Origin of the sequence: Dactylosporangium sp. NPDC005572 (genome assembly GCF_040605515.1) — a bacterium.
Classification (GTDB): domain Bacteria; phylum Actinomycetota; class Actinomycetes; order Mycobacteriales; family Micromonosporaceae; genus Dactylosporangium.
The window spans coordinates 1-12,084 of record NZ_JBEXCY010000293.1 but is presented as its reverse complement, the minus strand read 5'-3'; the positions used below and the strand labels follow the sequence as shown (position 1 = coordinate 12,084).

Genomic DNA, 12,084 nt, shown 5'->3' with positions numbered 1-12,084 from the left:
GTCCCCGGCGAACGGATTCGTTGGGCGTTGCTTTTGGGGTGGGGGGGGGCGGGCCACCAGCTGTGGGGCGTGGCCGCCGTCGGCCGGGATCGCACCGCGTGACACCTTCCGAAGTGTCGCGCCGCCGCGACAGCATCGGATGGTCATGACCTGCCGCTCTGGCGGGTGCCGATCTCAGCACCACGGGGCCGATGATGCCAACTGCTCGTGCGACGTCCGATGTTGAGACTCATCCGGGTAGAGGCGGGTTGGGTGGTTTCGCGCTGCCACCTTCGCCGGATGTGTCGGGATCGGTGGCGGTCGCGGGATTGCCGATCGCGACCCTGACGTCGAGGGTGGACACCGTTCGATCGATCTTCTGCGTGGTGACGTCGGTCGATGTGCGGGGGCGGCTTGCGGACCGGTCACCGCTCGGTGTGCTCGGCTGGTCCCCCGGGCAGGCCGTTGGGATCCGGACTTGCATTGGCAGCATCGTCGTGGCGGCCGATGCTGGGGGCCCGTATGCCATCACCCGCCAAGGTCACCTGCGTTTACCCGCTCCGGCACGGCGGGCGCTGCGACTCGCCGCCGGCGACCGGCTGCTGGTTGTGGCCCACCCCGACGATGGGCGGCTGGTCGCCTACACCATGGCTACGGTGCACATCATGCTCGCTACGCACCTTGAGCGGAATGGCGAGCAACGCTCGTGACGGCGGTACCCAGGGGTGCGTCTGGCTCTGATATCCAAGCGCTTCGCCTCTTGCTGACGCGAATGGGACTATCGCCGCAGGACCTGCTCAGCGACGCGGCGCCGCGCACGGTCCCGACCTTCGCCGAGTACATCGAACGTGTCGGCGACGCGGTCAGCGCGGGAACGCGGCGGGCGTACGACCCATACTGGCGGCGCGTCTTGGCGGTCTGGGGCGAACGCCAGCTCGACGAACCGACAGCACTGGAGATCAAGCAACTCGCCGAACGCACCAAGAGCACAGCGTTAGTCAGGGGTAACTCCCGTGGCGGCCGATCCGCCGCCGAAAACATGATCACAGCGTTGCGGTGCGTCTACCGCCATGCGGTCGCCGATGGGCTAATCGCCGACGCCGCCAACCCGGCAGCGCGGGTCATGAAGCCACGCCGGCTTGCCAGCACCCGCCGGGCACTCTCCGACGCGCAGCTTGGTGAGGTTGTTGCGATAGCCTCCACCACCGGCAACGACCCGGCCCTGGACGGCCTGTTGCTGCGCCTGCACACCGAAACCGCCTGCCGCCGCGGCGGCGCGCTCGCGCTTCGCCCGATTGACCTCGACCAGCAGCAGTGCCTGATCCGACTCCGAGAGAAAGGCGAAACGGTCCGGTGGCAGCCGGTCTCCCCCACCCTGATGCGCTACCTGTGCGAACACGCCGACGAACGCGGTAGAACCGACCCGCGCGAGCCATTACTCCGCTACGGACGCGGCACGCCGCTCACCCGGCGCCGGTACGACTACCTGTGGACCAGGCTCGGCAAACACCTTCCGTGGGTCGCTACCCAGCAGGTCAGCATGCACTGGATCCGGCACACCACCCTCACCTGGGTCGAACGGCACTTCGGCTACGCCGTGGCCAAAGCGTTCGCCGGACACACCGGCCGGGGCGACGCCGGCACCACCGCCACCTACGTCCGCGCCGATCTGCACGAGGTCGCCCGAGCCGTCGCGGCCCTCACGAGCGAGCCGCATCCGCTCGTCGCGACAGTCTGACGCCATCCGCTACCCGCCACCGACCGTGGTCCTGTTTGGACACCACTCCGGTTGTGCCGCGCGTCACCGTGGACGGCGTGTCGGCGCGACACCGCCCTGAATACTCAACTGGTGGCTCGGGTGGAGAACGCGGCCAGGACGCCGGTGATGCGCAGAACCTCAGCCACGATCGGGGTGGGGTTACAACTCCTAACAGAATCATCATTTGAGGCGCTTCTGACGGTTCCGTGGTGGCTCGGCGCGTCGTGAATAGCGCACGCCGTTGTCCCGCCTAGCTAGCTGCTGCGACTCGCAGCAGGGTCGTAATCAGCAGCCAGAGTTGATATCTGACGGTGATACATGGCCGGTGCTGGCTGGACCGGCGGCCGGTTTGTACGAGGCGTTGATCCGAGCGACGGCCATGTCGCGCCCATCTTTGTCGCCAATCAGATTGCACACTTCGCTCAATGCGATGGCCGTGGCCGCAATTTCGGTGCGGTTGTTCGGAGTAGCCATGTCGATAATAGCCAAGCTGCGAAGTAACAGCGAGCGCGCCGCCATCAGGTCACCACGAGCGACGATCACACTTGCGAGGTTGCGGAGGGACCAAGCGCTGCGAGGATGGTCGGCGCCATGAATGCCAGCTTCAATGTCCAACGCACGCCGGAGGTCCACCTCGGCTTGGACAGTATCACCCAATGCGAATCGCGCCATGGCAAGGTTGTCCAACGTCCATGCAGTATCGGCGTGGGGGCGTACATGCAGGCTGCGGTCAATTTCCAGAGCCTTGCGCAGGAGGCGTTCAGCCTCGACGATATCGAAGCTCCGCATCAGACCACGGCCAGCGTGATTAAGAACCGCTACGGCAAGTCGGGAGGTCGCAAGGGACTCGATTGAAATGAGCTTAAGCGCGTGACTGTAGGCTTTCCGCGCGCCTCTGACATCACCCGCATCCGTGAGCACTCGACCAAGCATACTTAGGGCCGCTGCCAAAGGCCGCGGATCCGTAAGGCGTTGAGCGAGGTCCCGAGACTTGGTCGCGTGCATCACAGCGCTGTCCAGGTCGCCGAGATTACGTTCCACACGGGCCAAGTTCAATTCAGCGTCGGACAGCGTCGAAGCATGCTCTTCTGGCCGGTCCGCCAGCCGGCGGACCGAGCGAACCAGCAACTCCTTGGCTTGGTATCGAGAGCCACGGGAGTTTAGATAGCTGCCAGCGAGGCTCTCTGCGCGGGCGATCTGTTCCACTCGGAACGTCTCAGGATCCAGCAGGCTGGAAATGTTGAGAATATGGGGCACCACCTCGGCGCATTGATCCCATGTGTCACAATCGTCTGGATCCGCGGGCATCAAGCGTACGAGAAGGCTGCCCACAGTCAGAGCGCGATCGTGGAGCAGGTCATTCTCCCGCATGTTAGCCAACTCGACCTCTTGTACCAGGCGGTGCAGCGATACTGTGTCGGCCGACAGGTCAACGAGCGAGTAGTCCGCCAGCGCGAGCAGTGCCGCTTCGCCCGCAATTTCGTCCCCGCACGCAAATGACGTTTCACCCATCGCAACAACGGTTCGAGGAATACGCTCAGCCGCCAAGAGGGCGAAGATCTGTAGTAAGTCACGGGCATACCGAGCCTGAGTGACCGATCGGTCGATTGAGTGTTCCCACACGTTATAGACTGACATTGCGTGGCTACCGGCGAAGGAGCGGTCTGGCCCTATGCTGAGCAGGTCCCGTGAACGTTTCCTAAGAAGGTCAGAGAAGCGCGAGTACGTCCAGCCAGATCGAGCAAGGAACGCAGACGCTTGTTGCAAGGCGAGCGCGAGGCCGCCGACCTGCTCCGCCAAATTCACCGCGCCATCGGTGTCTTGCTGTCCAGTCCATGCAACTAGGAGGTCGCCCCCGTCTGCTGCACTTAACTGGTTGAGCTTGTATGCAGTCACCCGCGAGCGGTTCCAGTCGGCGAATCGGGATGTAATGATGATATCGCCGCACCCAGTCGATGGCATAAATCCGGCTAGGATGTGTGGATCGTCAGCGTTGTCAAAGACCAGCAGCCACGGCTGATCGATCTGCTCGACGCGCTCGCGTACCTGGACGACCGTGACTTCTGCGTCGATGCCATCCCGTTGGATACCGAGACTCGGTGCAAGCGACGTGTACTCGTCTAGGAGGGCGGCCCTGTCTGCTGCAGTAAACCACCACACGAACGAGTAGCGCGAACGGGCCATGTGAGCGTACTGGGCGGCGAGCTCCGTTTTGCCGACACCACCCAGCCCGGTGATCGCTACAGCCGATAGATCTGGGTCGCCTTCGCGCAGAAGCTCCTCAACGGCAGTCAAATCGGACGCACGGCCGACAAAGAAGCGCGCCGTCTCCGGAACGTGGAAGAAGCTTGGTACCGACACCTGCCGAGTAGCATTGCTCTCTGATGCCCAAAGATACCGTTTGCTCGCTAAATCAATCTTGCCGGCTACTTGCAGTTCACGATTGTGACGGATGATGTCCTCGATTACCGGAGCAACGCCGACGAGTGGGGAAATAATTCCGCCACTCGCATAGCGTTCTCCACGGGTGGCTATAGTCAAACCGAAGACCATGCCGGTAAGGTCATCAAAAGCGGGACCTCCACTCATGCCGGTGGCGATCTCGGTTGCCTTAAGCTTCCACAGCCAAGTGGAGTCATCAAGACTTAGTTTGCCGTCGTATTGAGCACGGCAGGATGTAAGGACCACGGCACCTGCGACGCGCGGGTATCCGCAAACAACAGCGGTACTGAGTGCGGGATGACTGGTTGCTAGTGGAAGACAGTCATGTTCAGAGAAGGCTACGTCCAGCACAGCGATGTCGGGAAAACTCGGTAAATCTGGCCATGGGGTCGACTGGTCGACGATAGTAGCGCGGACGGTCGCCGGCCACGGACCACCCTCTATATGCTCTGAAGCCAGTTGCAGCTTCGTGATCCTGCGACTCACGTGAACGCAGGTCAGCGCAACGCCAGGCAGCACGAAAAACGCGGTGCCATGTGGCTCTCCGGTGATGGCGTCCTCGACTCGGCACACCGCTCGCGGGAAATATTCGTCCAGCAACCGCTGGTTCACTAGGTCCAGCCCTACTCGCCACTGATCTCTTGCGCGGCCTTCCACTTCAGTTTGATTTTGAAAGTCGCCTCGGCGGATCCGCCTACCAGGAACGAATGAAGCTGGCCGGACTTCACCGCACAGCCCAGGCCAAATTCTGCCTCCGCCTCGGTCGGCTTCACTTTCTGCCAAACGGACTGAATCGAGTCGGCCACCTCTTCGAGCGCTCGCCACATGGCCTCGGTGGACAACGCGTCACGCAGGCCGACTTCGGATACACCGCCTGCATCGATGGCCTCAACATACACATCGCAGTCGCCAATTCGGGCAAGAACCAGATTGTCCAGATCAGCCATGGTTTGCTCCTTACGGGGGTGAATTTGACAGACCAGTCCGGGCAAGGTCGAGTATGTCATGCAAGGGCGGTTGGCCGCCCGGCATAGTAATGACGATCTGAGCCAGGATATGGCCGAATTCGATGGCAGCTGGTTCCCCCATGCCTCGCATGATGCCAGCGATGTATCCCGCAGCGAACGCGTCTCCCGCTCCGGTCGCATCCAACGGCCGCAGATCCTTTCGGATGCCGGCGGAGGTTTCGAACCATCCGACAGCCGTGTAGACCCGGCTCGCCTTCGCGCCTCGATGGATTACCACTCGCGGGGCCAGCTGTTCCGGCTGACATGACTTCGCCATGGCCTCGGCTTCGTCCTCGTTCATGATCACCGTTTCAGGGGCGACCTCTGACAGAAGCGAGAGAATCTTGCTGCCGCCGAGCGTCCGGATCAGGTACCCGCTGGAAAGATCCACGCTGATCGGCGCAGTAGGTCGTACATTGGCGGCCAATGCCAAAGTCTGCTGCTGAAGATCGTCGCGATACAGCAGGAAACCGGGAATGTGCAACCAGGCAGGCCGGCGATGGGGCAGGGGAAACGGCACGTTGTTAAACGGTCCTCCGGCATCGAGCACCAGGTGACGGTCTCCACCAGCGTCGATGACGCTGGCCACGACCGGTGCCCGCAACGCCCGCGCCACGGTGGCGGTGGCACCGGTCGCCTCAAAGTCGCCAATTAGGGCGTCGGCGTGTGCATCAGCACCAGTGACGCCAACCAGTTCGACCGCAGCTCCAGTCCAGGCAAGCCAGGCCGCTACGTTTGCACCGCTGCCCCCGACCGCAAAGGTTACTCGACCTCGGCTGAAGTCTTCTCGAGTAGGATCCGACTCGCTTTGGATAATCACGTCCTGAGCTATGTAACCCGCCACCACGACAGCGGGCACAGACGAGTTAAGCGCCACAGTCGTCATCCGGAATCTCCGGCGCAAGCAGCGACGGCCGGCTCGAGGATCGGGGTGTTGCCTCGATGATCACGCATCAGTTCGTAGAGCATGACGGTCATGGTCGTCAGGTGCAACAGACCCTCCATCTCGATCATTTACGCGATGGCATACTGTGGATCATCGTATTAACCGGCACCATTGGCCTTAGTAGTCTAGGATGCCTGTGGCCTTGTCCTCCATGCGGTGGCCTGTTCGAACGGACAACGACCTGCCGCGTACGCCGGAACGGAGCGTGGTGAACCTACCTCTTGCACAGCCCTATGGAACCGTGACCTGCATCGGAACCCTTAAGGTGGATATCGGTTCACGGCTCAACGCCCACCAGTTTGACGCTGGCGAGGATGTCTACGAGGTTGCGCCGGTGAGTGTGCGCGCTGGCGGAACTGCCATAAATTTCGCATCGGCCGCGTACGGGCTCTTTCGGCGCGTATACATCATTGGTGCGGTCGGCGAAGACAAGCTGACCTCGGTTCTTAGCGAAGGTGCGCAGGCGGCTTGCACGTCAGCCAAGCTACAACGATGCGATGGTCAGCCGAACGCAATTGTTGTTACTGTACGTGATGCTCCAAAGGCGAATGGTCAACGGCGCCGGCTCCTTGTTTCCTCGGATGCATCCCCCCACATGTGCCTCAGCGAGAGCCATGTGCGGTCCTGTGCGTCTATGATCGCAACATCGGACATTCTGGTCTGTGATGGTTACGCCTTGCAGCACCCTACGTCGACCCGCGCGTTGCTAGCTGGCCTTGACCTTGCTCGCGCCGCGGGTGTGTGCACGGTGATCGACCTCGTGCCGCACAACCTCCCGGCGACCATTTCCAAGAATTACGTTGTCTCAGCCCTCGCTCGAGCTGACATTGTCATAGCTGAGACCGCCACAACGGTTGGCCTCCACGGGGAACGCTGGCCAGTCAGGCTGGGTTCAGAGGAAGACCTCTTGACCCGAGCCGTTGCGTGCGCCCGTGACCTCGCTCCATCCGCGACATGGATGTTGCGCTATGGCCTCGCGAATGTTGCGGATACGCGCCAAATTCGCCCGGATGGTACGGTACTGGACTATTCAGCCGCACGCCCGACGCAACCTGATCAGCACATCAGTGGCGATCAGGTCCTCGCCCACGAACTATATTCCCGACTCGTAAGCCGGAGGATCACCTTTTCCGGCCCAGGCCATAAGGCATCATCGGAGAGGATCACTGAACATGATTGACGTAGTGGTTCTATGGTTGACTAATGAAGATGGCGAACTACTTCTCGCCCAGCGTGCGCTAAACAAACGACAAGACCCGGGTGTCTGGGGCCCATCAGTGACCGGTAAGGTGGAACCAGGGGAAACCTTTGACGAAGCCCTCGCTCGAGAGGTCCAGGAGGAGCTCGGTCTCGATCCCACTAGTTACGACCCAAAACTCTTGTTTGAGGAAGTCTTTCACCATCCGGACAAAGAAGACCGACGTTTCGTCATCTACACGGCCTTTCTGGAGAAGGGAAAGGCAAGCCTTATTCGATACGATGAGATCGAGGTGGCCAGCGTCCGGTGGTTCCCAGTCGACGCTCTCCTCCGCTGGATGGACGAGTCTCCCCACGAACTTGTGCCGTCGGCCGGTGCCGTGTGGCCACAGACCTTCACCTCGCTGGCCGAAATCGCCGACGCCAAGCGCCCAGGTTGATGATGTCACCACTCTCCGAACTGTCGGTCACCGGCATCGCCCAACCCGGGCACGATAAACGCCACGTCGTTGAGTTCGGCGTCGATGGCGGCGATGAACAGGTCGGCATCGTAGCCGGCCGCCGCAACGCGTTCGACGCCCGCCGTAGCTCCCAACAGGCAAATCATCGTAATGTTGCCGCAGTTTCGGCGTATTAGTTCGTCGCATACGCGGATCATCGTGTGGCCGGCGGCGAGCATCGGATCGAGCACAATAGCGCGGCGACCGCGGAGGTCCGGCGGCACGGCGGCGAGGTAGATATTCCGGCGTTCACTGAACCCGTCCTTGGAGACGCCGACGAACCCGGTGTCGAAGTTACGAAGCAACGCGGTCGCCGCACCCAGCATGCCGAGGCCGGCTCGGAGAACTGGCACGACAATCGGAGTTTCGGCTAGGCGAGTCCCCGTCGTCCGGCTTAACGGGGTATCGAGTTCATACCGCTCGGTGCGAAAGTTCCGCATCGCCTCGTACATCAAAAAGACCGATGCCTCATGAAGCGCAACCTTGAAGTCCGCATTTGTCGTGTGTTTGTCGCGCAGGACAGACAGCCTCTCCGCCAAGAGGGAATGCTCAATCACCGTCGTCAACATCTAACCATGCTTACACGGCATTGTTTCCGATGGCTAGAGCGATTTTGATGACGACTGACGAATGGGAACAAAAGGACATACGCTAATGAATGACCATGTTCGATGCGCCGGGACGCCGACCTGTTGATCAGTTTACGGCAGAACTACCTAACCTAGCGGTCCGTAGGGTTTGCCGACGTTGTGCCGAAGCGTCGACGCCCGGGCGGCGGCGCGGGAAATCGCGTGGGCGCAACGGATCGAGACCTTCGGCGGTCTGCCGCAGTCGATGGCGGCGGGCTCGGCGGTGCCGGGTCTGGTCCTGGACATCGACGCCACGATCGTGCGCTGTCACTCCGACAAGGAAGCGGCGACACCGACGTGGAAGTCCTCGTTCGGGTACCACCCGCTGTTGTGTTTCCTGGACAACACCCGTGAAGCGCTATCCGGGATGCTGCGGGAAGGGCGGGACGGGTCGAACACCACCGCCGATCACATCACCGTCCTCGACGACGCCCTGGCCCAGATCCCCGACGCGCACCGGCACGGCACCCCGATCCTGATCCGGTCGGACTTCGCCGGCTGCACCTTCGGTCTCCTCGCGCACATCCGCGGGCTGCGCGACCGCGGCCTGGACACCCGATTCTCGGTCGGCGTGGCGATCACCGAACCGATCCGCCAGGCCATCCTCACCGCCAAACGACGGCCCGGCGACTGGGTGCCCGCCGTCGACACCGACGGCGTGCCACGCGACAACGCGCAGGTCTGCGAACTGACCGGCCTGGTCCCGGACGACGGCTACCCGCCCGGGACCCGGTTCATCGTGCGCCGGGAACGGCCGCACCCCGGCGCCCAGCTGTCCCTGTTCGACACGATCGAGGGCATGCGCCACCAGGTCATGGCCACCGACACCCCACCCGGCGAGGCCACCAACGGCCCGATCCAATACCTCGAAACCCGTCACCGCGCCCACGCCCCCGTCGAAGACCGCATCCGCACCGGGAAGGACACCGGCCTCGGCCGGTTCCCGTCCCACGTCTTCGCGATCAACGCCGCTTGGCTGCACCTCGCCCTCACCGCCATCGGCCTACTCGCCTGGACCCAACTCCTGGTGCTCGACTGGGACCTCGCCGCCGCCGAACCCAAGATACTGCGCTACCGCCTCGTGCACGTCGCCGCCCGGATCACCCGCACCGCCCGGCAAACCAGGCTCCGCATCCCCGAAACCTGGCCCTGGGCAACCGAACTCGCCACCGCGTTCGCACGCCTCGCCGCGCTGCCACAGCCGATCACCTGAACCCGGCACCACACCCCGACAAACCAGATGGAGCGACCCGGCCAAGGGCCGGGCCCTCACCATGACCACCCTCAGCCAGGCCGCCCGGAGAAGATCAACTCCCGACTCAACAGGCTTGGTCAACATTTAGCGAAGACCAGGGCTAACGGGGCGGCTCAGCTGTCACTTGTCGGACTGAGTCACCTCGCAAGCCGTTGCTGTCAACGCCGAGTCGGCAGCCTGCCGGATTGCGCGACGACGATCAAGGACAAGAATTCGCCGAACGCGCTCCACTGATTCCGGACGTGTTTCCACTGGTACGGCGGCCGCGGCAACAGCGAGTTCGCGGCGCACGTTATGGTCGGTGTCCGCGGCAAGGACCTCAGCTCTACTCGTGGAGAGGGCGTCCGGGTTGCGTACCCATCGATGAGCGGCAAGGGCGCGCAGCGCTGGTTGAGGCCGATTAGCGAGGTCCGTCAGTTGGAGATGGGCGAGGTCGCCTGGAAGACCGTTGAGTACCGTCGCAATCGCCCAGCCGCGGTCGGGATGCTTTGGGCCGAGCAGTTCCATGGCCGCCAGCTCCACGAGGTTCGCCTGCTCAGGTTCGTCTACCAATGCAGCTGCGCATCGGAGGCCGTCCACGCCGAGCCCTGACGGCGGAAGAACGATCTCCGCGCGGCTGAATGGGTGCTGCGGCCACGGATTCGGTTCCTCGCGATCGTGTCGACCCTGCGCGATCTCCAAGGCGCTCGGGAACAGCTGCGCCCTGGTGTTCCGGTCCAGGTGTGGTGCGATGGTCTTGATGGCGAGCAGGTCACTGCGGCGTGCCGCTGCTGCGGCATCGGTGTCGAGCACTCGCGCGAGCATCGTGCGCACGAACTCGGCTTGGCGGTCCGCGGGCAGTATCCCGGCGAGCACGGCAGCGTCGCGAGGTTTCGTCGACAGGCTAACGATGTTTCGCCGCGCCCGTGTTGGGTCGAGTTCGGCCTCAACGTATGTCTTGGCGTATGGCCGGGCGGGCTCGACGTCGGCTTGAGCAAGGATCAGCGCGAGGCAGGCATAATGATGCCCGTCGTGTGCGGCTTCAGCCAGCGCACTGTGCACGATCTCGGGATTGCTACGCAGGACGTCTTCAGCGCCGAGCACCCTGTCTGCCATCCGGTCGTTGATCTGCAATGCGTGGAGCATCGAGCGCACCGCGTGCTCCTGCACGCACCGGTGGCGCCGCGCGACCGTCGTCAGGATGGCGATGATCGTGTCGTCACTCTCGCTGTGGCGGGCCTTCGGCCGATCCAGCAGCGCGTCAACCCGGACAAGCAGCTGTGCCACCTGCTGGCAGGTCAAAGTGTCGGCCAGCGCCGCCAGCGCTTCGAATGCCTCCTTCCCGGCATTTTCCGCATGCCGCCGCGGTGCCGGTGTCAACTCGGTGATCTCGTCGAGCGCGGCCTCGACCCACGGGGCAACGGCTTCGTCTACCAGGAGGTCAGCGCCGCCGGCGATGGCGGCGAAGGCTGCACGCCGGCTGGCCGTCAAGGGGCGAAGCAGTCCGGCCACCGACCAGTCGACGGGCTCGGTGATGTGCTCGGCTGCCGTTCGGGCCTTGTCGGTGGCTCCGGCCCGGATGTAGTACTCGGCCGCTTCAGTGAAGAGCGCCTTTGTACTGACGAGATCGCCCAGTGCCGTAACCGCTTCAACCTCGTAGGTCAGGTCCGCGCGGACAACCGCCTGCCACATCCACCGTCGCACGCGTTCGAGGGCCTCATTTGGCTTGTCGGCATACAACGCGCGAAGAGCCTGCTCGACCGTGTGCTCGGTCCCAGGAAGTCGATGCACCCCGGCGTGGGCATGCACGCGGAGCGCTTGGGCGAGGGCGTGTTGTTCGTCGCGGTCGAAGTTGTCGTACCAGGACCGCACCGTTCGCCATGCATACAGCCAGTCCGACGCTTCCTGGTACATGTTGCCAGCACTCGCGCGTTCGATGGCGAGGAGGTAATGGTGCTGGGCCGTCGCGCCGTCGCCGTCGAGCGCGGACCACCTGGCGAAGCGTGCGTGCATCCACGCCAGGACCTGCGGATCGCTGGTGCGATGGCTCCGCATGAGCAAGGCCGGCCATTCCCCCGTCACATCCGCGAGGCACATGTCGATCCGGGCACCAAATCGGCGACCGACCGGGCTCCCGGCGGCGGTGCGCGCGATCGAAGCCAGCTTGGCTTGTCGGCTCAACAGCAGATCATGCTGCTCATGCGCTACCGCCTCCTCGCAGAGAACGGCTGCGGCACGCTCGCGATACGGATCCGCCTCCTCGCACTGGTCGAATGCTTCCACGAGCCCGTGAAGCCCATGCCCTTTCCCAGCGCCCACAGCACCTCTCACCAGATCAACGATGCGACGCGTCTGCGCCGACAGTCGCTCGCCGTGGCCTCCGGCGACGCC

At 63.2% G+C, this 12,084-nt stretch carries 11 protein-coding genes and 1 pseudogene; 6 read left to right on the top strand and 6 right to left on the bottom strand.

Annotated elements, in window-relative coordinates; translation table 11 throughout:
- The first annotated feature begins 281 nt into the window (after nucleotides 1–281).
- Both ABZS66_RS56890 and ABZS66_RS56885 read left to right on the top strand, forming a co-directional pair.
- Entirely contained in the window at nucleotides 282–689 is a 408-nt protein-coding gene (locus ABZS66_RS56890) for an AbrB/MazE/SpoVT family DNA-binding domain-containing protein (RefSeq protein ID WP_354772559.1), read from the top strand.
- A gap of 62 nt (nucleotides 690–751) precedes the next feature.
- Entirely contained in the window at nucleotides 752–1,717 is a 966-nt protein-coding gene (locus ABZS66_RS56885; RefSeq protein ID WP_354772557.1) for a site-specific integrase, read from the top strand.
- Between the two features lie 306 nt (nucleotides 1,718–2,023).
- On the opposite strand, the gene ABZS66_RS56880 is transcribed toward ABZS66_RS56885, so the two are convergent.
- From ABZS66_RS56880 to ABZS66_RS56865, 4 genes are read right to left on the bottom strand one after another with little or no spacing between them, the layout of a single operon-like run.
- Complete coding sequence (locus tag ABZS66_RS56880) at nucleotides 2,024–4,792, bottom strand: tetratricopeptide repeat protein (RefSeq protein WP_354772555.1); 2,769 nt, start codon at nucleotides 4,790–4,792, stop codon at nucleotides 2,024–2,026.
- Nucleotides 4,793–4,803: 11 nt separating this feature from the next.
- Nucleotides 4,804–5,127 (bottom strand): CU044_2847 family protein, encoded by a 324-nt coding sequence (locus ABZS66_RS56875; RefSeq protein ID WP_354772553.1) that lies wholly within the window; start codon nucleotides 5,125–5,127, stop codon nucleotides 4,804–4,806.
- Between the two features lie 10 nt (nucleotides 5,128–5,137).
- Nucleotides 5,138–6,073 carry a carbohydrate kinase family protein gene (locus tag ABZS66_RS56870; RefSeq protein WP_354772551.1) on the bottom strand — a complete coding sequence of 312 codons (936 nt, stop codon included), beginning with the start codon at nucleotides 6,071–6,073 and terminating at the stop codon, nucleotides 5,138–5,140.
- Complete coding sequence (locus ABZS66_RS56865; protein WP_354772549.1) at nucleotides 6,070–6,201, bottom strand: hypothetical protein; 132 nt, start codon at nucleotides 6,199–6,201, stop codon at nucleotides 6,070–6,072. Before ABZS66_RS56865 ends, ABZS66_RS56870 begins: the two co-directional genes overlap by 4 nt.
- A gap of 62 nt (nucleotides 6,202–6,263) precedes the next feature.
- Here ABZS66_RS56865 and ABZS66_RS56860 point away from each other — a divergent pair, with 62 nt between their 5' ends.
- Nucleotides 6,264–7,313: a carbohydrate kinase family protein gene (locus ABZS66_RS56860; RefSeq protein ID WP_354772547.1), complete on the top strand. Its 1,050-nt coding sequence runs from the start codon at nucleotides 6,264–6,266 to the stop codon at nucleotides 7,311–7,313.
- Nucleotides 7,306–7,770 (top strand): NUDIX hydrolase, encoded by a 465-nt coding sequence (locus ABZS66_RS56855; protein ID WP_354772545.1) that lies wholly within the window; start codon nucleotides 7,306–7,308, stop codon nucleotides 7,768–7,770. Before ABZS66_RS56860 ends, ABZS66_RS56855 begins: the two co-directional genes overlap by 8 nt.
- A gap of 5 nt (nucleotides 7,771–7,775) precedes the next feature.
- Here ABZS66_RS56855 and upp read toward each other — a convergent pair whose 3' ends face one another.
- Nucleotides 7,776–8,399, bottom strand: a complete 624-nt coding sequence (gene upp / locus ABZS66_RS56850) for a uracil phosphoribosyltransferase (protein WP_354772543.1) — start codon at nucleotides 8,397–8,399, stop codon at nucleotides 7,776–7,778.
- 196 nt (nucleotides 8,400–8,595) lie between these two features.
- Here upp and ABZS66_RS56845 point away from each other — a divergent pair.
- A pseudogene (locus ABZS66_RS56845) lies at nucleotides 8,596–9,672 on the top strand (IS1380 family transposase); the annotation flags it as partial.
- Between the two features lie 162 nt (nucleotides 9,673–9,834).
- Here ABZS66_RS56845 and ABZS66_RS56840 read toward each other — a convergent pair.
- Nucleotides 9,835–11,874: a hypothetical protein gene (locus ABZS66_RS56840; RefSeq protein ID WP_354772541.1), complete on the bottom strand. Its 2,040-nt coding sequence runs from the start codon at nucleotides 11,872–11,874 to the stop codon at nucleotides 9,835–9,837.
- Between the two features lie 18 nt (nucleotides 11,875–11,892).
- On the opposite strand from ABZS66_RS56840, the gene ABZS66_RS56835 reads away from it, so the two are divergent.
- Nucleotides 11,893–12,084: hypothetical protein (locus tag ABZS66_RS56835; RefSeq protein ID WP_354772539.1), on the top strand; the 192-nt coding region annotated here is incomplete at its 3' end.

Excerpts from the sequence above, each read along its gene's own strand:
- ABZS66_RS56855 (WP_354772545.1), top strand. The coding sequence starts at position 7,306 with ATGATTGACGTAGTGGTTCTATGGTTGACTAATGAAGATGGCGAACTA.
- ABZS66_RS56885 (WP_354772557.1), top strand. The coding sequence starts at position 752 with ATGGGACTATCGCCGCAGGACCTGCTCAGCGACGCGGCGCCGCGCACG.
- ABZS66_RS56860 (WP_354772547.1), top strand. The coding sequence starts at position 6,264 with ATGCCTGTGGCCTTGTCCTCCATGCGGTGGCCTGTTCGAACGGACAAC.
- ABZS66_RS56865 (WP_354772549.1), bottom strand. The coding sequence starts at position 6,201 with ATGATCGAGATGGAGGGTCTGTTGCACCTGACGACCATGACCGTCATG.
- ABZS66_RS56875 (WP_354772553.1), bottom strand. The coding sequence starts at position 5,127 with ATGGCTGATCTGGACAATCTGGTTCTTGCCCGAATTGGCGACTGCGAT.
- ABZS66_RS56870 (WP_354772551.1), bottom strand. The coding sequence starts at position 6,073 with ATGACGACTGTGGCGCTTAACTCGTCTGTGCCCGCTGTCGTGGTGGCG.
- upp (WP_354772543.1), bottom strand. The coding sequence starts at position 8,399 with ATGTTGACGACGGTGATTGAGCATTCCCTCTTGGCGGAGAGGCTGTCT.